Origin of the sequence: Pseudomonas sp. UBA6753, assembly GCF_002453565.1 — a bacterium.
GTDB lineage: Bacteria > Pseudomonadota > Gammaproteobacteria > Pseudomonadales > Pseudomonadaceae > Aquipseudomonas > Aquipseudomonas putida_Z.
In genome coordinates, this window is record NZ_DKHD01000002.1 from 86,426 (window position 1) to 111,083 (window position 24,658).

The 24,658-nt window shown below is 57.5% G+C and carries 19 protein-coding genes and 2 pseudogenes; 12 read left to right on the forward strand and 9 right to left on the reverse strand.

Annotated elements, in window-relative coordinates:
- Nucleotides 1–116: 116 nt before the first annotated feature.
- From B2790_RS00605 to intI1, 3 genes are all read right to left on the reverse strand, one after another.
- Nucleotides 117–950: a hypothetical protein gene (locus B2790_RS00605; protein ID WP_286918025.1), complete on the reverse strand. Its 834-nt coding sequence runs from the start codon at nt 948–950 to the stop codon at nt 117–119.
- A 128-nt stretch (nt 951–1,078) separates the two neighbouring features.
- Nucleotides 1,079–1,654, reverse strand: a complete 576-nt coding sequence (locus tag B2790_RS00610) for a recombinase family protein (protein WP_049275875.1) — start codon at nt 1,652–1,654, stop codon at nt 1,079–1,081.
- 273 nt (nt 1,655–1,927) lie between these two features.
- Nucleotides 1,928–2,941, reverse strand: coding sequence for a class 1 integron integrase IntI1 (gene intI1 / locus B2790_RS00615; protein ID WP_000845048.1), 1,014 nt, complete (start codon nt 2,939–2,941; stop codon nt 1,928–1,930).
- Nucleotides 2,942–3,086: 145 nt separating this feature from the next.
- Between intI1 and B2790_RS00620 the strand changes: the two are divergent.
- The 7 genes and pseudogenes from B2790_RS00620 (at nt 3,087) to B2790_RS00660 (ending at nt 9,354) form a co-directional block, all read left to right on the forward strand.
- Nucleotides 3,087–3,925 (forward strand): annotated as a pseudogene (locus B2790_RS00620) (AadA family aminoglycoside 3''-O-nucleotidyltransferase).
- Between the two features lie 116 nt (nt 3,926–4,041).
- Complete coding sequence (locus B2790_RS00625) at nt 4,042–4,389, forward strand: quaternary ammonium compound efflux SMR transporter QacE delta 1 (RefSeq protein ID WP_000679427.1); 348 nt, start codon at nt 4,042–4,044, stop codon at nt 4,387–4,389.
- The gene (sul1, locus tag B2790_RS00630; RefSeq protein WP_000259031.1) at nt 4,383–5,222 is read left to right on the forward strand and encodes a sulfonamide-resistant dihydropteroate synthase Sul1; all 840 of its coding nucleotides are present in this window, start codon (nt 4,383–4,385) and stop codon (nt 5,220–5,222) included. Before B2790_RS00625 ends, sul1 begins: the two co-directional genes overlap by 7 nt.
- 127 nt (nt 5,223–5,349) lie before the next feature.
- The gene (locus tag B2790_RS00635) at nt 5,350–5,850 is read left to right on the forward strand and encodes a GNAT family N-acetyltransferase (protein WP_000376623.1); all 501 of its coding nucleotides are present in this window, start codon (nt 5,350–5,352) and stop codon (nt 5,848–5,850) included.
- Nucleotides 5,851–6,356: 506 nt separating this feature from the next.
- Nucleotides 6,357–7,121 carry an IS6-like element IS6100 family transposase gene (locus tag B2790_RS00645; protein WP_001389365.1) on the forward strand — a complete coding sequence of 255 codons (765 nt, stop codon included), beginning with the start codon at nt 6,357–6,359 and terminating at the stop codon, nt 7,119–7,121.
- A gap of 366 nt (nt 7,122–7,487) precedes the next feature.
- Nucleotides 7,488–8,447 carry a hypothetical protein gene (locus B2790_RS00655; protein WP_049275858.1) on the forward strand — a complete coding sequence of 320 codons (960 nt, stop codon included), beginning with the start codon at nt 7,488–7,490 and terminating at the stop codon, nt 8,445–8,447.
- Between the two features lie 541 nt (nt 8,448–8,988).
- The gene (locus tag B2790_RS00660; protein WP_049275857.1) at nt 8,989–9,354 is read left to right on the forward strand and encodes a hypothetical protein; all 366 of its coding nucleotides are present in this window, start codon (nt 8,989–8,991) and stop codon (nt 9,352–9,354) included.
- A 363-nt stretch (nt 9,355–9,717) separates the two neighbouring features.
- On the opposite strand, the gene mobI is transcribed toward B2790_RS00660, so the two are convergent.
- The 3 genes from mobI to B2790_RS00675 form a co-directional block, all read right to left on the reverse strand.
- Nucleotides 9,718–10,197, reverse strand: a complete 480-nt coding sequence (gene mobI / locus B2790_RS00665) for a conjugative transfer protein MobI(A/C) (RefSeq protein ID WP_049275856.1) — start codon at nt 10,195–10,197, stop codon at nt 9,718–9,720.
- Between the two features lie 621 nt (nt 10,198–10,818).
- Nucleotides 10,819–12,399 (reverse strand): hypothetical protein, encoded by a 1,581-nt coding sequence (locus tag B2790_RS00670; RefSeq protein WP_049275855.1) that lies wholly within the window; start codon nt 12,397–12,399, stop codon nt 10,819–10,821.
- The gene (locus B2790_RS00675) at nt 12,392–17,362 is read right to left on the reverse strand and encodes an AAA domain-containing protein (RefSeq protein WP_049275854.1); all 4,971 of its coding nucleotides are present in this window, start codon (nt 17,360–17,362) and stop codon (nt 12,392–12,394) included. Before B2790_RS00675 ends, B2790_RS00670 begins: the two co-directional genes overlap by 8 nt.
- A gap of 1,296 nt (nt 17,363–18,658) precedes the next feature.
- Here B2790_RS00675 and B2790_RS00680 point away from each other — a divergent pair.
- The 3 genes and pseudogenes from B2790_RS00680 to B2790_RS00690 all read left to right on the forward strand — a co-directional run.
- Nucleotides 18,659–18,901 carry a hypothetical protein gene (locus B2790_RS00680; protein WP_025340715.1) on the forward strand — a complete coding sequence of 81 codons (243 nt, stop codon included), beginning with the start codon at nt 18,659–18,661 and terminating at the stop codon, nt 18,899–18,901.
- 23 nt (nt 18,902–18,924) lie between these two features.
- A complete protein-coding gene (locus B2790_RS00685) occupies nt 18,925–19,146 on the forward strand; it encodes a DUF3077 domain-containing protein (RefSeq protein ID WP_286918039.1) in 222 nt (73 codons plus the stop codon).
- Nucleotides 19,133–19,276 (forward strand): annotated as a pseudogene (locus B2790_RS00690) (co-regulatory protein PtrA N-terminal domain-containing protein); the annotation flags it as partial. The gene B2790_RS00685 and the pseudogene B2790_RS00690, both read left to right, overlap by 14 nt.
- 258 nt (nt 19,277–19,534) lie before the next feature.
- On the opposite strand, the gene B2790_RS00695 reads toward B2790_RS00690, so the two are convergent.
- The gene (locus tag B2790_RS00695) at nt 19,535–20,587 is read right to left on the reverse strand and encodes an ADP-ribosylglycohydrolase family protein (RefSeq protein WP_286918040.1); all 1,053 of its coding nucleotides are present in this window, start codon (nt 20,585–20,587) and stop codon (nt 19,535–19,537) included.
- Nucleotides 20,588–20,598: 11 nt separating this feature from the next.
- Nucleotides 20,599–20,856, reverse strand: a complete 258-nt coding sequence (locus tag B2790_RS00700) for a hypothetical protein (protein WP_025340722.1) — start codon at nt 20,854–20,856, stop codon at nt 20,599–20,601.
- Nucleotides 20,857–20,975: 119 nt separating this feature from the next.
- Between B2790_RS00700 and B2790_RS00705 the strand changes: the two genes are divergently transcribed.
- The gene (locus B2790_RS00705) at nt 20,976–21,851 is read left to right on the forward strand and encodes a WYL domain-containing protein (protein ID WP_025340723.1); all 876 of its coding nucleotides are present in this window, start codon (nt 20,976–20,978) and stop codon (nt 21,849–21,851) included.
- 67 nt (nt 21,852–21,918) lie between these two features.
- On the opposite strand, the gene B2790_RS00710 is transcribed toward B2790_RS00705, so the two are convergent.
- Entirely contained in the window at nt 21,919–23,457 is a 1,539-nt protein-coding gene (locus B2790_RS00710; RefSeq protein WP_286918041.1) for an MFS transporter, read from the reverse strand.
- Nucleotides 23,458–23,740: 283 nt separating this feature from the next.
- Between B2790_RS00710 and B2790_RS00715 the strand changes: the two genes are divergently transcribed.
- Nucleotides 23,741–24,604 (forward strand): LysR family transcriptional regulator, encoded by an 864-nt coding sequence (locus tag B2790_RS00715; protein WP_286918042.1) that lies wholly within the window; start codon nt 23,741–23,743, stop codon nt 24,602–24,604.
- Nucleotides 24,605–24,658: the final 54 nt, after the last annotated feature.

Consider the following 24,658-nt stretch of genomic DNA (forward strand, 5'->3'; position numbering starts at 1 on the left):
CAATACTCGTGTTGAGCATCTTCGTTTTTATTGAACGCCTTCGACTCGCGAGAGAGTCTGTATGACTGATTCCGCAGATAAAACCCGGCACGCCAGGCGCACAGGTCGACCACGAACTACTTCCCAATGAAATAGAGATTGCCGTTCTTGTTGTAAATAGCGGCAGGTCGGAAGTCCGTAGGCCAATTCCGTCCAGGGTAGTATGCATATATCCATTCGGGCAGGTGACGAGCAATACCCGCCAGCGCATCCATGCCGTCCTTATCAGCTCTGCTAGCGTCAGCAAATAGTTCGCCTGAGGGATCGGTCAGGAAAATCGGGCCGTAGGCTTTCTCGGCCGAAATGAATGCTGGCGCAGCGCTCGCCGGAGCGTCGAACGGTGCAGGGTTCCCAGCAGCCAAATCTGCAAGCCTGTCGTATTTCTTGCCTGATCCGTCAGCGTACTTAGCCGGCTCATGACGCAACTTTGAGATTTTCCCACCGAAGTATTTTTCTCTCGCATCAAGCCAGGCCAACCTGACCAACGCAGATGCCTCCTTTGGGTTAGACGCGAGTTCCTCAGGCACCCACGCAGCAACCTGGTAATGATAGACAGGGCCAGCGCTGCCACCACCCAGCAAGAACAACCCGACGCCAAGAGAGGCTGCTCCTGCGCTGCTAAAACCAGTTGGAGGTGACACGTATCCCAAACCTGCCGTCGCCAGACCTCCAGAGCCTCCCGAAGACCCCAGCGCGCTCAAGTTATTTACCTCGTTCCCGACCATTTCCCTTGGAATATCGCGCTGACCATCGATGCGCATGGCTTCCAGAACCAGCATGGCATCGGACCATTTCTCGCGAGGAACATTTTTAGGTTCTGGCAACGTGACCCTCGGGGTACTGGAGCACCCAACTAGCGCAACCAACAGCAAGGTACCAACGCATCCCTTCACAGAAAAATGCACCGACATGAAAACTCCCTATTTTTATTCAGTGGTAGTACGGCACACGTAGTGCGCCGGAGACATCCGTCACTTGCCTGCCAGGTCATAGCGCCCAAAATTATCTGGACAACTTCAGCGGAAAATACCACCACCACTTAAACGACCGCAGATGATTTCTGCGAACCGACGTAGCGGTAAAGCGTTGTTCGAGAAACGCCATACCGTCGGGCAACATCGGTTACCTGTATCTCAGGATCTCTGAGAAGAGCTCGTATCTCACGTACCTGACGATCATCCAGCGCAGGCTTGCGTCCACCGTTTCTCCCACGGGCACGAGCCGCAGCCAGCCCTGCACGAGTTCGCTCTCGAATGAGGTTGCGCTCGAACTCCGCCAGGGCAGCGAACACGTGAAAGATCAGCTTACCGGCAGCGCTGGTGGTTTCGATTCGTTCGGTCATGGATTCGAAGGCCACCCCTTCCCGCTCCAAGCTACTGACAATCCCAACCAAGTCAGGCAGAGAACGACCGAGGCGGTCCAGTCGCCAGACAACCAGAGTGTCACCACTACGCAGAGCTTTTAGGCAATGCCCAAGCTCCGGCCTGTCCGCCGACTTGCCGCTTATGGTCTCCTCGTAGACTGTTGAGCACCCAGCCAGAGCAAGTGCATCTCGCTGCAGGTCGAGGTTCTGATCATCAGTCGACACTCGGGCATACCCAATCCGCTTTCCCATACGTTTTTCTCACACTGATTTCGGTACAGGAAAAGTGACAGGAAAGCGGTAAATCCCAAGTCCAAAAGATCTGTCGTTTTCAGAAGACGGCTGCACTGAACGTCAGAAGCCGACTGCACTATAGCAGCGGAGGGGTTGGATCCATCAGGCAACGACGGGCTGCTGCCGGCCATCAGCGGACGCAGGGAGGACTTTCCGCAACCGGCCGTTCGATGCGGCACCGATGGCCTTCGCGCAGGGGTAGTGAATCCGCCAGGATTGACTTGCGCTGCCCTACCTCTCACTAGTGAGGGGCGGCAGCGCATCAAGCGGTGAGCGCACTCCGGCACCGCCAACTTTCAGCACATGCGTGTAAATCATCGTCGTAGAGACGTCGGAATGGCCGAGCAGATCCTGCACGGTTCGAATGTCGTAACCGCTGCGGAGCAAGGCCGTCGCGAACGAGTGGCGGAGGGTGTGCGGTGTGGCGGGCTTCGTGATGCCTGCTTGTTCTACGGCACGTTTGAAGGCGCGCTGAAAGGTCTGGTCATACATGTGATGGCGACGCACGACACCGCTCCGTGGATCGGTCGAATGCGTGTGCTGCGCAAAAACCCAGAACCACGGCCAGGAATGCCCGGCGCGCGGATACTTCCGCTCAAGGGCGTCGGGAAGCGCAACGCCGCTGCGGCCCTCGGCCTGGTCCTTCAGCCACCATGCCCGTGCACGCGACAGCTGCTCGCGCAGGCTGGGTGCCAAGCTCTCGGGTAACATCAAGGCCCGATCCTTGGAGCCCTTGCCCTCCCGCACGATGATCGTGCCGTGATCGAAATCCAGATCCTTGACCCGCAGTTGCAAACCCTCACTGATCCGCATGCCCGTTCCATACAGAAGCTGGGCGAACAAACGATGCTCGCCTTCCAGAAAACCGAGGATGCGAACCACTTCATCCGGGGTCAGCACCACCGGCAAGCGCCGCGACGGCCGAGGTCTTCCGATCTCCTGAAGCCAGGGCAGATCCGTGCACAGCACCTTGCCGTAGAAGAACAGCAAGGCCGCCAATGCCTGACGATGCGTGGAGACCGAAACCTTGCGCTCGTTCGCCAGCCAGGACAGAAATGCCTCGACTTCGCTGCTGCCCAAGGTTGCCGGGTGACGCACACCGTGGAAACGGATGAAGGCACGAACCCAGTGGACATAAGCCTGTTCGGTTCGTAAACTGTAATGCAAGTAGCGTATGCGCTCACGCAACTGGTCCAGAACCTTGACCGAACGCAGCGGTGGTAACGGCGCAGTGGCGGTTTTCATGGCTTGTTATGACTGTTTTTTTGTACAGTCTATGCCTCGGGCATCCAAGCAGCAAGCGCGTTACGCCGTGGGTCGATGTTTGATGTTATGGAGCAGCAACGATGTTACGCAGCAGGGCAGTCGCCCTAAAACAAAGTTAGACATCATGAGGGTAGCGGTGACCATCGAAATTTCGAACCAACTATCAGAGGTGCTAAGCGTCATTGAGCGCCATCTGGAATCAACGTTGCTGGCCGTGCATTTGTACGGCTCCGCAGTGGATGGCGGCCTGAAGCCATACAGCGATATTGATTTGTTGGTTACTGTGGCCGTAAAGCTTGATGAAACGACGCGGCGAGCATTGCTCAATGACCTTATGGAGGCTTCGGCTTTCCCTGGCGAGAGCGAGACGCTCCGCGCTATAGAAGTCACCCTTGTCGTGCATGACGACATCATCCCGTGGCGTTATCCGGCTAAGCGCGAGCTGCAATTTGGAGAATGGCAGCGCAATGACATTCTTGCGGGTATCTTCGAGCCAGCCATGATCGACATTGATCTAGCTATCCTGCTTACAAAAGCAAGAGAACATAGCGTTGCCTTGGTAGGTCCGGCAGCGGAGGAATTCTTTGACCCGGTTCCTGAACAGGATCTATTCGAGGCGCTGAGGGAAACCTTGAAGCTATGGAACTCGCAGCCCGACTGGGCCGGCGATGAGCGAAATGTAGTGCTTACGTTGTCCCGCATTTGGTACAGCGCAATAACCGGCAAAATCGCGCCGAAGGATGTCGCTGCCGACTGGGCAATAAAACGCCTACCTGCCCAGTATCAGCCCGTCTTACTTGAAGCTAAGCAAGCTTATCTGGGACAAAAAGAAGATCACTTGGCCTCACGCGCAGATCACTTGGAAGAATTTATTCGCTTTGTGAAAGGCGAGATCATCAAGTCAGTTGGTAAATGATGTCTAACAATTCGTTCAAGCCGACCGCGCTACGCGCGGCGGCTTAACTCCGGCGTTAGATGCACTAAGCACATAATTGCTCACAGCCAAACTATCAGGTCAAGTCTGCTTTTATTATTTTTAAGCGTGCATAATAAGCCCTACACAAATTGGGAGATATATCATGAAAGGCTGGCTTTTTCTTGTTATCGCAATAGTTGGCGAAGTAATCGCAACATCCGCATTAAAATCTAGCGAGGGCTTTACTAAGCTTGCCCCTTCCGCCGTTGTCATAATCGGTTATGGCATCGCATTTTATTTTCTTTCTCTGGTTCTGAAATCCATCCCTGTCGGTGTTGCTTATGCAGTCTGGTCGGGACTCGGCGTCGTCATAATTACAGCCATTGCCTGGTTGCTTCATGGGCAAAAGCTTGATGCGTGGGGCTTTGTAGGTATGGGGCTCATAATTGCTGCCTTTTTGCTCGCCCGATCCCCATCGTGGAAGTCGCTGCGGAGGCCGACGCCATGGTGACGGTGTTCGGCATTCTGAATCTCACCGAGGACTCCTTCTTCGATGAGAGCCGGCGGCTAGACCCCGCCGGCGCTGTCACCGCGGCGATCGAAATGCTGCGAGTCGGATCAGACGTCGTGGATGTCGGACCGGCCGCCAGCCATCCGGACGCGAGGCCTGTATCGCCGGCCGATGAGATCAGACGTATTGCGCCGCTCTTAGACGCCCTGTCCGATCAGATGCACCGTGTTTCAATCGACAGCTTCCAACCGGAAACCCAGCGCTATGCGCTCAAGCGCGGCGTGGGCTACCTGAACGATATCCAAGGATTTCCTGACCCTGCGCTCTATCCCGATATTGCTGAGGCGGACTGCAGGCTGGTGGTTATGCACTCAGCGCAGCGGGATGGCATCGCCACCCGCACCGGTCACCTTCGACCCGAAGACGCGCTCGACGAGATTGTGCGGTTCTTCGAGGCGCGGGTTTCCGCCTTGCGACGGAGCGGGGTCGCTGCCGACCGGCTCATCCTCGATCCGGGGATGGGATTTTTCTTGAGCCCCGCACCGGAAACATCGCTGCACGTGCTGTCGAACCTTCAAAAGCTGAAGTCGGCGTTGGGGCTTCCGCTATTGGTCTCGGTGTCGCGGAAATCCTTCTTGGGCGCCACCGTTGGCCTTCCTGTAAAGGATCTGGGTCCAGCGAGCCTTGCGGCGGAACTTCACGCGATCGGCAATGGCGCTGACTACGTCCGCACCCACGCGCCTGGAGATCTGCGAAGCGCAATCACCTTCTCGGAAACCCTCGCGAAATTTCGCAGTCGCGACGCCAGAGACCGAGGGTTAGATCATGCCTAGCATTCACCTTCCGGCCGCCCGCTAGCGGACCCTGGTCAGGTTCCGCGAAGGTGGGCGCAGACATGCTGGGCTCGTCAGGATCAAACTGCACTATGAGGCGGCGGTTCATACCGCGCCAGGGGAGCGAATGGACAGCGAGGAGCCTCCGAACGTTCGGGTCGCCTGCTCGGGTGATATCGACGAGGTTGTGCGGCTGATGCACGACGCTGCGGCGTGGATGTCCGCCAAGGGAACGCCCGCCTGGGACGTCGCGCGGATCGACCGGACATTCGCGGAGACCTTCGTCCTGAGATCCGAGCTCCTAGTCGCGAGTTGCAGCGACGGCATCGTCGGCTGTTGCACCTTGTCGGCCGAGGATCCCGAGTTCTGGCCCGACGCCCTCAAGGGGGAGGCCGCATATCTGCACAAGCTCGCGGTGCGACGGACACATGCGGGCCGGGGTGTCAGCTCCGCGCTGATCGAGGCTTGCCGCCATGCCGCGCGAACGCAGGGGTGCGCCAAGCTGCGGCTCGACTGCCACCCGAACCTGCGTGGCCTATACGAGCGGCTCGGATTCACCCACGTCGACACTTTCAATCCCGGCTGGGATCCAACCTTCATCGCAGAACGCCTAGAACTCGAAATCTAACGTCCGTTCGGGCATCGAGGTCCATGTCGGGGTGGGACGGGCCCGTGGCTTCAAGATCACTTGCAGTCCGACCGCGATGTCTTGGTTGCGCGAGAGGTTGTCGATATCCTCCACTTCCATCATCAACCCTGGATAATGCCGCCGCCGTCATCGCCGCCGACGCCCGTGCCGGGCTTTTCGGGCCTGTCAGGCTTGCTCGGCCTTCAGCCTGCCTGGGCGAGATCTCCGGCGGACGGATTAACGGCGGAGCTTCGCCGCCTTTCGTGCGTGTGAAGGCCGAAGATAGTTCTCTCAAAAACATCCGTTTATGAGAGATACCAAATGTCATTTTCAGAAGACGACTGCACCAGTTGATTGGGCGTAATGGCTGTTGTGCAGCCAGCTCCTGACAGTTCAATATCAGAAGTGATCTGCACCAATCTCGGCTATGCTCAATACTCGTGTGGGCTCTGTTGCAAAAATCGTGAAGCTTGAGCATGCTTGGCGGAGATTGGACGGACGGAACGATGACGGATTTCAAGTGGCGCCATTTCCAGGGTGATGTGATCCTGTGGGCGGTGCGCTGGTATTGTCGCTATCCGATCAGCTATCGCGACCTTGAGGAAATGCTGGCGGAACGCGGCATTTCGGTCGACCATACGACGATCTATCGCTGGGTCCAGTGCTACGCCCCGGAGATGGAGAAGCGGCTGCGCTGGTTCTGGCGGCGTGGCTTTGATCCGAGCTGGCGCCTGGATGAAACCTACGTCAAGGTGCGGGGCAAGTGGACCTACCTGTACCGGGCAGTCGACAAGCGGGGCGACACGATCGATTTCTACCTGTCGCCGACCCGCAGCGCCAAGGCAGCGAAGCGGTTCCTGGGCAAGGCCCTGCGAGGCCTGAAGCACTGGGAAAAGCCTGCCACGCTCAATACCGACAAAGCGCCGAGCTATGGTGCAGCGATCACCGAATTGAAGCGCGAAGGAAAGCTGGACCGGGAGACGGCCCACCGGCAGGTGAAGTATCTCAATAACGTGATCGAGGCCGATCACGGAAAGCTCAAGATACTGATCAAGCCGGTGCGCGGTTTCAAATCGATCCCCACGGCCTATGCCACGATCAAGGGATTCGAAGTCATGCGAGCCCTGCGCAAAGGACAGGCTCGCCCCTGGTGCCTGCAGCCCGGCATCAGGGGCGAGGTGCGCCTTGTGGAGAGAGCTTTTGGCATTGGGCCCTCGGCGCTGACGGAGGCCATGGGCATGCTCAACCACCATTTCGCAGCAGCCGCCTGATCGGCGCAGAGCGACAGCCTACCTCTGACTGCCGCCAATCTTTGCAACAGAGCCTCCGTCGCCATGCTCACCTCGCTTTGGTGCACACGAGTATTGAGCATAGTCGAGATTGGTGCAGATCACTTCTGATATTGAACTGTCAGGAGCTGGCTGCACAACAGCCATTACGCCCAATCAACTGGTGCAGTCGTCTTCTGAAAATGACAAGATCATTTGGAATAGGTGTGCCATAAACGACCGTTTACGGGACGGACGGGCTCGTCAATTTCAGGCGCTGAAAGCGACCGAAACCGAACCCCAGGATATTTTTCCTCGCTCAACATTTCCGTTAGCAGCTCAGCACCTGAGCTGAATGGAGGAATGACCATGAAGCATAGTTTCCACTCACATTTTGATCGGGACTTGACCAGGGCCGGTTCGGCGATCCTCAAGGAGGCAGTCCGACGCCGGCTCCTCAGTCAACACGAGGCAATGATCCACGACCATCAATGGGCACAGTTTAGTATTTACGCCAAGGAGTCTCATGAGGTGGATATCCTGGAGTTCGTCAATAAAAAACTGGTGCGGCAATACGGCGAAGAACTCTGCACGCAGGTGTACCACGGGAATCTTTCGGTGCAGACCGCGGAGGGTCTTCTTGAGACCGTGAGTTCAGTTATGGCCCTCGCGACCAGTGGTGAGTGGAAAGTCGTGATACCTGATATTGGCTTTCCTGGCCATGCACGGATTACGGCCCCACACAGCCTTGATCAAGCGAAGTTCGAAGCCGCAGTGGAAGATGTTCAGGCCCGCCTATCAGAGCATCTGGCGGTGGTGTTGATGTTAGTGCGGCACCTCGGCATCTCATTACATGAAGCTGTTTTCTTCGACGCCCAAGCGGCTCTAGAGGCAGCCAAGGAAGATGGATGTATTTCCCTGGAAAGCGGCAAAGAAGGGCCGTATATACAGAGGATAATTAACATCTGGATGCCAAAGCAGATCGCCGTTTTGGAGACGGCATCCGCCGTCCAAGATGTTCATCGCTATCCACAATCAAAGCAGACATGGCGGCTCTGGAAGCAGAACAGCTTTCCTGCTGCCAAGGAGATTTTACTTTTACATGGGCTGAGCTTCTGCGATTGCCGAGCAGCGTTTGCATGTGAGCTTTACAAGCAGTGGTCCGGTCATGAAGCCCCGATTCTTGCAGGGAGCGCTCCTAATATCGAGGATCTAGAGGCGCGGGATCACGTCGCCTACGAGCTCGGGAAATTGCGAATCTGGGAAACTGATGCGTACGTCGGTGCACGAGTTAACCTGCGAAAGGAAGCCGCCGCTACCAGTCGCTAAGTCATCACACAGCAATTTGGGATTAGATCAGACGCCCTTAACCTTGGCAGACCTCGAACCAAAGGAGTCAGGGTATGGATCGTTTTGAGCTGCTTGTATACGCCGTGCTTGCCATCATCAGTGCGCTGACTATCGCAGGTGTAATTGGCTATATAGTCGCAGCGCACCTGGACAAGAAGCACGGCGACGATTGAGCCTTCAGCGGAACGACCAGATACCTGCAAAAAATTGTCCGCTGCCCCTTGGCAGCGGGCGCTTACACAATCCATCGGCAAGGCACCCTACCGCTGCGATAAGCACTATTTCCCCAAGCCTATGAGGTCATGGGATGACTTTGGAAGGGCTGGCAGTTTCCCCGCCATAGCGAAAGTGACCAGAGCGCCGAAGCGTTCAGTTCAGCGACATGCACACCCGCCATGTGCCGAGCTAGCTTGCACAGCACGCTAAAACTCGTGCGCCGACTCGCAGGCAACATCTCATCTTGGGTTTTCCGAAAGCTGCCGGAGAGTGTCTAGCGACCTCATCTATCCGGAGCACCGCCATGGAATTTCGTCACCTCGGTAACGGGCAGTACTTCCCACCTATTGCACCAAACGGTCGGGTTTACGCTGTGCCTCTTGGGCAGGAAACCCAGGTAGAAATTTTCTGCCTGACCCCAGTAGGCATCATGGGCGCGGGCATCCAACTGCACTGGTCAGAAATAGTTGGTTGTTACCACGACGACGAATCCTGGGAGATCATCCCGCGCAACTACTCGGGACGAGGAATGCGCTTCCGCAGAGGCCTATCCTGCACCATGGTGATCGCAGGCAACGAGACCCTCACGACACACATCCAGGGCTACCCCATTCCCATGTGCGTAATGAACCGCATTGCATTCGAACAGCAGCGAGGCAGTGAGGGGTAGCGCGTAACCGTTACCACCCGCTACGCGACACGGGTACCAGCTCGGCCGACACCTACCAAAGATTATTTTATGAAAGTGAAGCCTTTCACTACTAATACAGACCACAGCTGGTCAACTGACTTGGTCGTAAGCGTCACTGCTAATAGCAAATACGGCCTCCGCCCCCCGCCTGCACGGGCCTGCTGGCTGACGGCGAGTAGATTTAGCGCCCTACACTGCTTATAGCCCGTACCCGTAGCCTTCCCTGACGAAGCGCAACAGCATGTCTCGCCGGAGGTCACTGCTGATACGCGAAAGCCCCGCCAGACCATGCTGCACGGGGTTTTCAGGCATTGAAATCGGATCAGATCCGTTCGGCACTGCTTATAGTGCACTCAGCCCATACTCCTCCGAGCAGAGATCGCCATGATTGAGCGCTTGATATCTAGACAGCTTTTTCTCATAGGCGACCAACGTTCGACGCAGCTGACGATTCTCACTGGCTATGCTGCGTATCTCAGCAAGACGCTCCTCAATCTGTAAAACGAGGCGACGGTAAGGGGATTTAACAAACTCAAACGAGGAAGCCGGATATTTGTGCTTGCCGTTGCCTTTAGGAATAGTCAGGGGCGCGAACTTGTTTTTTTGCCCTTGCAGTGGCACCAGTTTGCACCAGTAAATCGAATACGCATTCGGGCTCGTTTGCTTGATTGATACTGCAGCCACGACAGATTTAACCCCAGTCTTTTTGTATATATTCATGGACGCATCCATATAGCTTGCGGCCAGGCATCTCGCGTCCGCAAGCAACTGCTCGTACTGCTGATCCAGCAGGGTGACTATCGTCTGTGCTTCTTTACTCATGGCCAAGGCTCTATTCGCTGTAAGAGCCAAAATGGTGACCGATCGATGAGCACGCGGAATTCGATTTCAGACCGTTGTACCGTCGGAAATCTACCGAAAGTGGGTAATCTGACTCAGGCTTTCATCCGACCTAGCACCAGATGAGCGACGGATGACGACATGTCAGTCGCAGAGAAACATAACGCGCAAAGGATGCACAATAGATGACGACGGCAGCCTTGACCCTGAGCGGGACAAGATCAACATGTTAGAAGCACATGATAACGTGCGGGGGTGTATCCCTGCCTAGCCGCAACTGGCAGATCTATATCAGTTACGAGAGGCAGAAATTGACCAGGAACTGAATGGATGCGTTTGCAGTAAGTATAGAAATGCACCCGAGAAGAAACCTTGTTGCACTGATTATCCATGGGGATGAGCACCTCCCTGCCGCTCAATTGGCCTACAGTTCGGTATCTGACATCTATTAAGCTGGAGGACCAGTGCCGAATTTCAGCGTCGCCTGGCCGGAAGGCTAGAACAACCGCGTCAGCTCTTTGATCAAATGCTCGAGACTAAGCAGGATCAAGCCCGTTGATCCTGCTCAGCATTGAGTGACGGCTCTCCATCAAGCTGTCGCAGTTAACTTGGCAACTCCCCTCCCGATTCGTCATCCTGTTTTGCTTGCGATCGACGCTCCAAACTGGCCTTGCCTAAGGACAGAACAGGCTTACGGTTTGCTTCGCAGAAATTCGAACGGCAGTCTCCGAGGATCTGCTCGACGGTCAAGCCGGCGTCTGTCCAGGCCAAAACAGGCTTACCTCTGCTTCTCACCAGATTGTCCAAGTAGGTTTCAACCTTGGTGATCCGCTCCTTGTCGATGGTGATATAGCCGATCGGCACCGTAATGGCGCTCTCGACATCCGGCTGAACGTGATACTGCACGACGGCGAGTTGGCCGGGAACCAAGAAAATCTCCACCTGGGTCTGCAGGTCGTTGCCCTCGTACGCTATGGCATTCGGCAACCTGGTGTGGAAGCTCTGCTTCAGAGTTCCGAGGTCTTCCTTGCCCTCAAACGGCATGATCGCAGCGATGATCCCGCGCCCCTTTCGGTCCTCAGTCAGGCGCTTGGCGACTTCATTGCAGAACTCGTTCAGCAGGTACCCGTTTGCCCCCCAGAACGGTGCAGAACTGGAAAGCCAGAAGGCCCGATGAACTTCCCCTGGTTTCCAATCGGTGGAGAGGTCATCAAGCATGCGATCAAGGGTTATTTTATTGCTTAGGCTGAAAATCGGCCCGATTAAGGAACGCGTCGTGGGACTACCATATCCCGTCTTGCGGTTAGCGTGATCGATAAGCCAGCGGTTGATATCCAGACCGCGATCATCAATGTATTTGTCTAGGACATGGTCGTCGAACAGTGTGCAGTAGCGTATGAGGCTCATGCCTCTGGAAGGCATTTTCACGCTGTTGAGGTAGTCAGAAATCTTCGCCTCGACCTCCATCGATAGCGGCCGCTGGCGTGCTCCACTGACCCTCTCGGCAACCTTCTTCAGGACCTCGACGTCACCTTCCTTGGTGGGGCGCAGCCAGATCTCCAGGTCGATGGGAATCTGTACGAATCGGCCGGTACTGCAGCCGCCCACCTTGTACAGGCGGGTGTTCTTAATCTCATGCTCCTGGCGCCGGGAATGGTCCAAGAACGCACGGTACTGGCGGCCAAAGGCTTCGGTGATAGCCTCCGGTGCCGGGCTCTGGCTTTCGGCCGGAATGGGGAGTTGGCGCAGTCCGAAGCGACTGCGATTGTACGAATTGGACGGCATGATCGAAACCGTCAATGCCTCGAAAACGACAGTTTCCGTGCGTTCTTCGTACTTAGTGAGCCTGGGAGGAATCTCAGGATCACCATTGGTTCGGTCCATGAGAATGCCGGAGGGCGCCAGCAGGCCCTCATTAGTATAAGCGGCCAGCTTGTTCCTGAGCAGTGTCTCGATCAGTACCTCGCACTCCCGCTTGCTCAGGCCGAAGTACTCCTGGATCTCGCCGGGGAGTACCTCCTGAAGCGCGATGAGAAGCCGACAAGTGAACTCCTCAATTGCTGGCAGTGGGACTTCCTGCGTCCAAGCGCAGTTAATGTGATAGCTGTAGGCTGGGATTAGCAGCGAAATCGTGTTGCACAGGCGCACACCGCTTGTGTCAACAATTTCCATATCATCAAGCATGTTTGGCGGCCTCAATCACAGTGGTTCCGTCCACAAATTCGTAGCTTTCGTTGCCTGCGGCGCTCTTCTCGCTGATGAACGCCAAGACGTCGGCGAGGGATGAATTCGCGTTCGAACGCTCCCACATGTGCTTGGAGCCGATGACTACAAGGCGTTCTTGGGCACGGGACAACGCGACGTTGATCCGCGAGGCTTCGACCAGGAAGCCTTGCTTCCCTTCCGGGTTGTTCCTCACCAGAGACAGGATGATGATCGTGTTCTCCTGCCCCTGGTAAGCGTCCACCGTCTCGATCTTGATGAGATCGCGTATGGGGGCGGCCCACTCGGCCCTGGACAGTTCGTTCTCCAGCAGCTGCTTCTGCGCCCGGTACATGACGATGATGCCGATCGGAAATGGGTGCTTCTCCGTCTTCTTCGCACGGAGGCTTTCCAGCGACTCCGACCGGGCCAACTGTCTAAGGATGTCCCTGCATACCTCATACTCATGCCGGTTGGTCACCATCCCTTTACCATCGTTGTCCTCATCAACAGCCCGTGCCCCACTGCCGCTGTCGATCCATGTGACCGGCTTGTTCAGGGGGTAAGGAAGATCCTCGCACCATTCCGGGGCCTTCTTACGGTGGCTCTGGAGCTGATCCTTGTAGAAGCAATGGGAGATGATGTCGCCAATCGGCTCGATCATCCGGTACTGCGTGTCCAGGGTGAGGCCATCGTTGACGATGAATGCCCGTTCAAAGTCGGTTTTTCTCACCTCGGTTTCGGTGATACCGAGCAGTCTGGAAACGTGCCGGACATGTGCTTGCTCGTAGAACGGGGGCAACTGGCAGTGGTCCCCTACCAGCAAGACGCGTTTTGCACACTGCAGGGCAATCATGAGTTCAGAAGCCTGTGCTCGCCCGGCTTCGTCGACGATGACCCAGTCGAATTCCTGCTCTTCCAGGCTCAGCCACTTGGCGCCCATGCCCACCAAGGTACCGGCGACCAACTGACTCGACTTAACGAAGAACCGATCGAAGCTTGACGACGCTGACGCGAGAACGTCAATCCAGTCCTTGCTGATACCTATGAGCTGGTTCAGGCGCTGAATGGCAATCTGGTTGGTCACCCCATGGCGCATCGCGATGTGGTTCGTGAGTTCCGACCAGTACAAGGGATCCGTGATTTCCGGCAAGTCGAAATCATAGCCCCGAGTCTCGATGTTGAGCTGAATGTGCTCTTTAGACGACGTCAGGGCTTGCTTCAGCTCATCGAGGTGAGCCTGCCGCTCAGGGCTTAACTCTCGACTATTGCTCAGTTCGTTGATGCTACCCAGCAATACGGCAATGTTCGACAGCAGCGGGCTGATGCTGCGGTGGAGTTTGGCGACCTCATCGACGAACCCTTGGTCCAGCATCAGACGGCAAGCCAGCGCGTTGATACGATTTTCGTACTCACGCTGGAACTTGTAGCGCATCTTGCTCTGGATGGAGCTGGAGTGGCATTGCAGCAGCTTCTCGTCAATCTGGTGCTCGCGACCCAAACGCACTAGGCTAAGCGGGGTATCTAGCTCTTGGCACAACTCCTTGGCCTTGATGGCCACGGTATCCACTGACGTGTGAGATTGCCCCACCAGCAGGATGTTGTTGGCGAGCTTGTTCTCGAACAGATAGTGGATAAGCTTGCTGACAAATGCCGTCTTGCCGGTGCCGGGTGGCCCCTGCAGGACGGAGAGAGGCGACTGACTGACCACCCGCTGGAATGCCTGGATCTGCTTTGGATTGAGCACTTCGTCCGAGCCGTTCTGACGATCGTACCGGGCGCGGATTGCCGCTTCGTCTGGCACCTCGTGCGCGACACTGGCGCACACATCTCCTTCTTCATTGAAGTACCCTGGCAGGCTGTGAATCCTGGAGTTGCCGGACAACACGCGGTCCATGGCTTTCTGCCGGCGGAACCGAGATGCGTGACTCCGCCTGGATTCAAGGAACAGGTCAGATCCCTCGCTGATCCGCTTCTTGAAGGAGGAAAGGGACTCACCCCGCGGCTTGACCGCCAAGGTTTCATCGGTGGTCTCTTCGGGGATCACCCAGCCGAATGCCTGAACCTCGTCACCGAGGTAAACGCCAATTTCCTCAATATCATCTGCAGGAAATTCCAGTTCGTTGCCGGTCTTGAGCACACAGGGAATCAGCCAGCCACCCGACTTGCTCTCGACGATATCAGCGCTACGCAACTCCAATTTTTGACGCTGCTCTCCTTCTGATTCCAGAAGGGTCCGCCATATCCGGTGCGGGCTGATCGTCTGCTCGATGCTCTCATCAAGGAGGGTTTCGCTTGCCTCGACGCCCTCTTTGGGCTCAAACATCTCAACGAGAAGGTCGAGAACCACATCCTGGTTCATCAAGAATTCGACGAACGAATTGGGCTTATCACCCGCCATGACGCCGCGTTCGACAGTGATGGGGGTCGTGAAGCTGCATTGCGACCGCTGACCGTCACTGGCGTAGTCGCCCAGCCCTGAATCCTTGACCCAAGCTGTCGTGATTACCCTGTCCTCGGGATCGAGCTTGAGCCGTAACGTCTTCTCGTGAGCTGTGATGGTGAAGAACAGCAGCCTTGGATTGTCATTCGCCTGCTGGACATACAGATGATATTCAGCCCCCTCCTTCTGCAGCAGGGTCGGTTTTTCTGGGAGCTGCGCGAACGGATGGATCAGACGCAACGCGGGCGGTGCTGCCTTCGCTGGCGTAACCTGGCTATCCAGGTCGCTCTTCAGGGCCGATCGAAGCAGTGCCAGATCAACTGGAACTCGATCGGGTTGAGCTGCTGCGGCTTGTAGCTCCACCGCCAGCTCCGGAGAAATATCTTCGGCAAATAGCTCCTCCACCATGCGGTAGACGGCAAACCTGTCACGCCCGAAGCCGTCGGTCGCTGTTGGGTTGGCCGGGCCATACTCCACGTTGTAGGGGTCGCTGGTGTCGCCGTAGTCCAAAGCGTCGATCAGCAGCATGTCGATGGTTTGGCCACCCTCCCCGTCTCCGCTGCGAACCAGAATGTTGTCGGGGTGAAGGTCGCCATGCGCGAAGTTGCTGGTATGGACGTGGATGGCGAGATCGCAAAGTGCGAGAGCACTTTCCAGCTTTTGCCCTGGGGTAGCGAGTGTCTTCGCGTACTCTCGCCAGGTGATGCCATCTTCATAGCGGGTAACGATGAAGAGCCCGGCGCCCTCGCCGAACAGGCCGTATTGAACAACAGCCGAAATGGGAAGCTTGGCTTCGACGGCCTTCTCAATTCGCCGCCGCATGCGTAGCAAGCGCCGGTTGGAAGCGGGATTCTGGAGGTCAATGCGGGCATGTTGCCAAAGCTTCAGCAAACACTGCTCACCATTGACCAGGCAGCGATAGGTAATCTTCTCTCCAAAGAAGGAGACCTGCTCGTCTGGTACAGGGGGGAAGACTCGCTGAAGAGTGAATGGGTTGAGCTCCCTATTGATGAAGCCGCCCCCGCTCAGCGCCTGGATAACCTCTGCAGTGTCATCGTAGGAGCGATCACTGCCGATGGAGATCGCATTGAATTCCGCAAGCATGTCGGCGGCATTCGCGAATCGGTTCTGGTACTCCAGATCCATCGCCTTTTCAAAGAAAGCATCGAGCTTTCCGTCGAATGGATCGTTCTCGACCGGTTTCCAGATCGAAACGCCTTCCTCCTCAGCCAGTTTCTGGTCAGGGAAGCAGATCTTGTGGGCCACAAGAGCCAGCAGATAAACGTCCTTGGCGAACGGGTTCACCGGCTCACCTTCTCCGCCATAAACGTCTTCCGGAATTAGGGTTGAGGAGCTTCTCAGAAGGGTACTCAGCTCCTTCACAGTACCCTTTTCGGGAATGAAGGCGGCGTGGTAGCCGCTGGTGAGGATGTAGGCGCTATCTTCGGAATACCACAGGTTCTGCGGCTGGATATCCCGATGGGCGCTGCCCAAACTGTGCAGTTCCGCAAATGGAGCCAGCAGCGCCCGGACGATATCCAGCTTCCGATCTGGACTCCATCTGTGCGAGTTGAGGGTGATGAACTCGCTCAGCCGGCGCGTATTCTGTTTGACTTCATACATCGCCACACAGTCGACGGCGATGTTGTCGTCATCGGGGGCATCCAGAGGACGCAGCATGTACTGCTGCAGCAGGCTGTTGGTCGCCGAGGCATTGTTGTAAAGGTGGTTTTCCCGGCTTATCACCTTCTTCCAGATACTGTCTTCGCGATTTAGGATGCCCAACACATCCAGATCCCACCGCCGGATCATTGCGCGCCGGACGCGAGATTCCTCATGCGTGGCGGGATACTCCGCGAATAGCTTGAGCTCGTGCTGGTGATCAGGGGTTTCGGCAGCCTCGTATCCCTTGACCTTGAATTTGGCCAGTTCCACGCGACGACCGCGGAAGAAGCCATCGAAGAATTTCAGATTGTCAGCATGATTCGGTCGCTGCCGTCCAATGCCATCGAACTTGAGACTGACTTTCTGCACTATAGCGTCGTAAACAGAGCTGTCACTGATCTTCAGGAAATCATCCAGCTTGTGGACATAGAGCTGTTCGCTGGACGGCAGATGATCAGGGGTGGCTTCTCCACAAAGCACCACATGGGCCTCAACGAACGGCGGGTAACCGAGGTCGTGCGACAGGTGTGTTTGGAGAATGTTCTTGAGGCGGAGGGCCTGGTCTCGCTTGGTATGGTACGGGCTCTTCGAGCGGTACTTTCCGTCGATGTGCCAGTTACCGTCATAGGATGTCAGCTTGCCGCGCCAGTTCTTCAGCTCGACAACCAGGACGCGATCGTGGGTGACGATGATGAGATCGAATTCCATCGACCCCTGCTGGTCCATAATCAGGACGGAGGCATAAGCGTGCCATGAATCCCGAAGCTCCGACTCCATGCGGCTGAGCGCCTTTGTTTCGCTGCTGTGCAGTCCGCTGCCTTTGACGATTACCTTCATGCTTCTCCCTTTCCTTTATAGGGCAGGCCGGAGTGCTGAATCAGCGGGCTCTGGCCTGTCGTATCATGTGCACGGTGGCATTTCGCCAGGCTAAAGGTCATTGAAGGATATGGCAAACGGATATCAGGCGTCTGTTTCTGAGTTGGGAATGTTTCTGACAGGCTAACAACGTCCTGAGACGGCCCGGTTTTCGTGAACGCTAGATGACCTCTGTTGGCCGATTGCTGCCTTCCACAGCATGATCACCGGTCAGCAATCAACAAACCAGTTGTAAAAATGGTATCCCGCGCTAACCGACACAGCACATGTGCCCAGCGTCAATAGAGGCCACTGTCCTTCGACACCAAGCCACCACTGCACCTTGAACAGAAGAGCTCCCACTAACACGCAGGCCAGAACACCAAGAGCCAGGCCAACCAAAGCGAACAGCCGAGCCCCTAACCCCGGGTTTCCGCCGTGCCAGTTCTCACTCAGACAAAAGGGGCAATGATTAGACGAAGGCGAATACCCCCAAAAACCACGGTTATATGACGCTCTCGGAACCATCGCTTTGCCACAATTGTGGCAGGTAACCATCGAGTGTCTCATACCGCACCTCAGCTCAAACCGTCCTAGATGAGCCCACGGTGCGCTACCGCGGAAAAAACCCAACTGCGTGACCTGACATCTACCCAGCACCCGCTCTGAGCTGGGCTCAAATCCTCTTGGCCAGATAACCGAGATCATGCTGTACACGACCGACTCTATTGAATGCTCCCGGTGGTTGACTGGCCTCGCCTGGTCGCAAAATGACAATTCAGGACGCCAGTTCAACTCCTTAAATAGCCGTTGATCGGAAATACTTACATGGGGGCACTTATGGGGGCACTTAATAATAGATCCATCAATAAAGCCTTACAAAACAATAGTTTACATATATATTTTCAATCCCCCCGGCTCCACCAAATTCCAAAGAAGAAGGCGCCCTCGGGCGTCTTTTTTTGTGCCTGGGTTTTGGGGTGCGCGAGCCCCAAAATCAGATTTCACCCCTTCCGTGTAGGGCGTTTCCCAAAGATACTCCCAACGCCTGTTTTCCGTTGCGGTCGTTTTTTCAGCGTTCTAGGCTCGGTGGGTCGTTGCTCATCAACGACCAGCTTTGACAGGCTGATGACGACCATACACACGGTTTTGCCTATGGCGGCTGTGTGTGGGGCACCTCGTGTGCGCCGGTTTGGTCTTCACCGGTCTGTCAACCCATACACGGCTGCCACCACTTGTTTGACAGCAAGCGCTGGTCGCTCCACTGAGGACCAAAATATGCTGAAGATTGTCCCCGACCCACCCCACCATCTCCATTCCCTGGAAGACACCATCATGCTGGCCTCGGACTACGCGCTCTGTGCAGAAGCCGTAGCGCAGCAGGCAATGCTGATGCAGCCGCGATCACCAGCGTCATTGTTGATCATGGCGTCGATGCACGAGCTTGAAGCCCTGCGCAAATTACTCGAATCAGCGCTGGCGCAAATACACAAACCAGCGGGCCCGCAAGCCGTGCACTGAATCACTACCAGGGAGATCGATCAATGGCCAACGAAGACACCCAATGCACAGTCGGTAAAACCATCTTCTACCAAGGTGAAAACCAGACCCATCCACTGTTCCGCATCGAACCCGGCATACCCTGCCAGAACGCCCGTGAACAAGCCTCGGAACTGATGGGCTACGCGCGGGACCTGACCATCGACGGCCTGATGGAAGACAAACCGAAGCTGATCTGGGCCGCGCACTACCTCCGGCGGTGGTGATCGGACCTTCGCACGCATGGAGGCAGCCCGCAAAGCCTCGATGCAGGCCTTCCAGCTCGCAGAGAAACAGAAAGCAGAAGCCGCTGTAGCTGAAAGCAAAGCCAAGCCAGCCAATGACGCCAAGGGCTAATCGATATAGCGCGTCCTCCAGCCTGGCCATATGGCAGGCGTTGTCGATCCATACCGTCAGCACCAACGCATGAACATATGCCGCTAGGGTCGGTACGCAGTGATCGGGGACAGGGGGACGCTCTGCGTGGCTTTGGCCATCTGGGCAAAAATTGTTCAACGCTCAAAACCTTCAGCTAATCGGGGCGCGAATACTGCTGGGGTATCGCGCCCATTATTGGGGCAACTTACCCCGAAGTCGGGGAGTGGAACATCGCGTTCAACTACCCGGATAAGCCAGTTCGATCTGCTGATCAAACTCCCCGCCAACCCCACAATACTCCCGCGGAATGCGCTCGATATCTTCGGCTACCTGCGCAATCACCTGGTGCAGTTCCAGGTGCTCGAGCCAGCGGCCAGGAATAGCGGCAGCACCATGTTGCGCACCCAGCAAGTGCCCGGCGACCAACCCGGTACTGCTACTGTCGCCGCTGTGATTCACCGCCATGGCTACCCCTTCCTCGAGCGACCGAGCTGTCAGCGCACACCACAACCCAACCGCCAGTACCTGGTCTGCGACCCAAGCAGCGCCAAAATCGTCAATGCGTTGCGGGGTGGGTGTATAGCCCTCGTAATAGAAGAACAGCACGCGCTCGATCAGGCTGCGCGTTTCCTCCATGCCAGGCACCTGCCCGTACCTGGCCAGGCTCTGAGTCACAGCGTGCTCCACGCTATCTTGTCGATCGACAATGCGCTGGAGAATGTCGGCGAACAGCCCTGCCGCCAGGTAACCGGTCGGATGCCCGTGCGTCAGTCGCCCGGACTGCGCTGCGTAGTCAAATGCATGGGCAAAGAATGCACAGGGTGCAACCCGTACCAGGGCACCGCAGCCCTTGCTGTTGTTTTCGGCAACCGCACCCAGCCGCCCGCTGCTTTTGAGCGCATTCAGGCAAGTTGCATCGGGGGCGCGGCGCGACCAGAGCTCCACGTGCTTGATCAGCCAGCCATCCGTTGTCACCGGTATCGTCGAGGGGTAATCCTGTGTCATCAGCCAGCGCAGCAACGCGTGATGAATAATGCTGGGAACATGACAGGGCTGCCGTGAACTCCCTAGCACATAAGCCCGCAGCAAACCTTCAGCGGTGAACAGCATCATCTGTGTATCGTCGCTGATCGCACCGGTGATGCCGTAGGCCGGGGCAAGATCAATGATGCCCTGCGCCCCGAACCTGGCCTTGATCACAGGCCACTCGAGAAACTCCACGGGGGCGCCAAGCGCGTCTCCCACTGCGCCACCCAGCAGGCAGCCTTTGATCCGTTCAAGTCTGTTCATGTCTTCCCTTGTCACTCTTCTGCAGAGACCAGGTTCTGCAAAAGCACCAGCTTGCTTTGCAGCTGCGCGATGTGCGCTTTGTCGGCACGCTGTGCCGCACGTAGCTCCCGGTTTTCCATCTCCCATATCCGCGCCCAACGCGCGTCCTGGCGACAGGCGAAAACCAGGTGCCAGATTTCTCGCAACCGCAGGTACTGCATCAGGAGCACCACCAGGATCACCCCGATCAACACCAACGCTCCTGTTGAAACCGCTTCAGACATGGTCATGTCCACTTCCTTTCGTGACTTCAATTTATTTCGAAGACAGGAACACGATATGTAGTGTTTAGTGACAGGTCTAGAATGTAGACTTATACAGGTAAAGTTATCGCGCACATGGAGAGGGTATGAAACGCAAGCAATCCATCGAGCAGGTACGCTGGGACCTGGCACTTCGCTATCGCTTGATCGAGACCGTTGCCTGGTGGGAAGGCCGGCTGACCACGGGCCACCTGATGCAGAGCTTTGGCATCAGCCGCCAGCAGGCGTCGAAGGACATCAATACCTACATCACCGAACATGCGCCCAAAAACTTGACATATGACAAGCAGCTCAAGGGCTACGTACCAAGCAAGCAGTTCAAGCCGCTGTTCATCGACGACAGCGCCAGCGCCTACCTGCACCTGCTTTATCAGAACAATGAGCGGGCCCCGCACATTGACGGGCTGGCACTGGCCTATGCGCATACCCGGGTGCTGGAAGTGCCGGACCGGCCTATTCGCCCGGAAGTGCTGCGCCCCTTGCTCAAGGCCTGCCGTGAAGGTTTGCGCCTGGAAACCGAATACGTGTCCTTCAACACCCCCAACGTGGAAGTGCGCCTCATCGCCCCACACACGCTGGTCTACACCGGCATGCGCTGGCACGTGAGGGCTTACTGCGAAAAGAACGGCCAGTATCGCGACTTCGTCCTCAGCCGCCTGCGTGGGCAGCCAGACTTGCTCGACCAATCGCCGAACACCCGCGAGCAGGATGAAGACTGGAATGTCGAGGTGCCGGTCATCTTCGAACCTGACGGGCGATTGAACGCGGCGCAGAAGGCAATCATCGAAACCGACTTCGGCATGACGCAGGGGCAACTGGTGGTGCCCAGCCGCAGGGCGCTGGTTAAGTACGTGTTGCAGCGTTACCAGATCGACCACCGCAACCTGGCAGTACTTCCCGAGGCGCAGCAATTGGTGGTGAGCAACCTCAAGGAATTGAAGCCATGGCTGTTGAATGACTGATTGTCGAATGCCGCGACGAGGGGCTCGATGCCCCCAATCGCTGTGTCGTGGTGCCCCGCCGCACGCTTCATGATTGCCCCTCGGCCAGCAACACCTCCGGCATGGCCGGCAGCGGCCGGCTCAGCAACACGCCGACCAGCATTGCGAACAGCAGCGCCGCCACACCAGCGACCTGCAACACGGCTTCGAAGCCCCCGATGAACGCCTGGCGGGCCAAGGGTGCCACCGTTTCCCGCAACCCGGGCTCAAGCAACGCCAACGCCGCCTGCAAATCACCCGCGGCAACCCGCGTAACCATTGCGGCAACCTGGCCCGATTGCCCAGGCGCCACGGCAGCCATGGCCTCATACAGCAACTGCCCACTACGTGCAGCCAGCACACCACCCAGCCCACCGATGGCCAGCACGATCGCCCCGAACCGCGTGGTTGTACTCAGCCCCGAAGCCATGCCGGTACGCTCACGCGGCACGCAAGCCATGATGTTCTTCTGCGTATCGCCATTCAGCAGCCCGGCACCAGCACCCAGCACCAGGCTGGCCAGGGCGAATACACCGTAACCGCCCTGCTGCGTGGCCCAGGCACACAACAGGTTACCCGCCCCGACCAATACCAGGCCGAGTGCGAACACCTGCGCCGGGCTCAAGTGTGCAGCCAGGCGCATGCCCAGGCGTGGCGTCAGCAGCATGGCCACGGCAAACGGCAGCATGCCCGCCCCTGCGGCCAGGGCCGACAGCTGCAAGCCATTCTGCAAGTACAGCGGCAGCAGGGTCATCATCACCTGGGCGCAGGCAGCGTAGGCGAACATGCCCAGCAAGGCACCAACGAAACGCCCGCTGCGCATCAGCCGCAGGTCGATCATCGGCCGATCCTGGCTGCGTTCGACCATGACGAACAGGCCGAACAGGAAGGCGCTGATCACCAGCCGTCCCAGGGTTTGCGCACTGCCCCAGCCCACTTGGTTGGCATCGATCATTGCCCAGATCAGGTAACCCAGGCTGCCGGCGAAAGTCAGGCTGCCCCATGGGTCGAGCCGGGCCGCAGCGCTGTCACGGGACTCTTCGACACTGCGCAGCACCATCACTGCGAGCACTGCCACCAACGGCAGGTTGATGTAGAAGATCCAGCGCCAGCCAAGGGTGCTGGCGATCAACCCGCCCAGCAGCGGCGCAAAGGTGATGGTGGCGCCCATGCAGGCGCCCCAGAAGGCCCAGGCGCGCATGCGTTCCTGGGGTTGGTGGAAGCGGTTGCCGATCGCGGCCAGTGCCGAGGTCAGCAGCAATGCCGCGCCAACGCCCTTGGCTGCCCTGGCCAGGTCCAGGAACAGCAGGTTGGGCGCCGCGCCACAGGCCAGCGAGGCGATGCCGAACAGGGCCAGGCCGAGCAGCAGCATGCGGCGGCGGCCAAAGCGGTCGGCCAGGCTGCCAGCGGGCAGCAGGCAGGCGGCAAAGGCCAGCAGGTAGGCGCTGACCACCCATTCGATATCGGCGAACGAGCCGGACAGGTCGCGGGCGATGCTGGGCAGGCTGACCGCGACGATGTTGGTGTCGAGGATGATCAGGGCGCAGACCAGGGAGGCGGTGAGCAGGGTGAAACGCGCAGAGGGCATGGCGAGGCTCCGGATGCAGGGCTGGTTGGTCAAATCGCCGGGGCTGCCTTGCAGCCCATCGCAGGCAAGCCAGCTCCTACAGGGACCGCACCGCCTTCAAGGATTGCGTAATACCTGTAGGAGCTGGCTTGCCTGCGATGGACCGCAAAGCGGTCCCCTGCAATTCCCAGGCAGCCTTTGCCTCCAAGCCACCAGCCTTGTAGTGTTGGCCTCACCATAACGCCGCCAGCCCCCAGGCTTGTTAGCCCCGGCGGCCCGCGTCATTACCCTGCAGGTAACACCCATGGAAATCCGCCATTTCCGCTACTTCCTCTGCGTCGCCCGCCACGGTCATTTCACCCGTGCCGCCGAACAGCTGGGCATCGCCCCGCCCACCCTCAGCCGGCAGATCCAGGACATGGAGCGCGAACTGGGCGTGCGCCTGTTCGAACGCAACCAGCGCGAGGTCAACCTCACCGCAGCGGGCCAGGCGCTGTTGGTCGAGGCCGAACATGCAGTGCGCCAGTTCGATGCTGCGCAACTGGGTGCGCAACGGGCCGCCCGAGGCGAAAGCGGGCGCATAGAACTGGGCTATGTGGCCTCGGCCGCGTACTCGGGCATGCTCCAGCAGCAAGTCAGCCGCTACAGCGAATCCTGCCCCGGCGTGCGCCTGAACATTCGCGAACTGCCCATGGCCGAACTGCCCGGCATGGTCCGCGACGGCCTGCTCGACCTTGCCTATGTGCGCTCACCGATGGAGCTGCCCGAGGAACTCGAAGCCATCGCCTTGCACCAGGAAGGTTTCGTGCTCGCCCTGCCTGCCAGCTCACGGATAAATGAAGTGCCGCAGATCCCGGCCTCGCGCCTGGCCAATGAAACCTTCATCCTGCCCGAACAGATCTCCGGCACGCTGGAGGTGGCCGCACAAGGTGGTTTCGTCCCGAGGCTCGGCCCCCAGCCAGGCAGCCTGGTGGCGGTGATCACCCTGGTGTCACTCGGCCAAGGCATCGCAGTGGTGCCGGAATCGGTGGTGCAGCGCATCAGCCTGCCGCAGGTGAACTACCGGCGTATTGTCGACTGCCAGACCAGCTCGTGGCTTAGCCTGATCCACCGGCGCTTCGAGAAAGCGCCGGCGGCAATCAGATACATCAAGATGATGAAAGGCTGAAAAAACAAAGGGCACCCATCCACTGGTGCCCTTTGCCCTACCGCCAGGTGAACT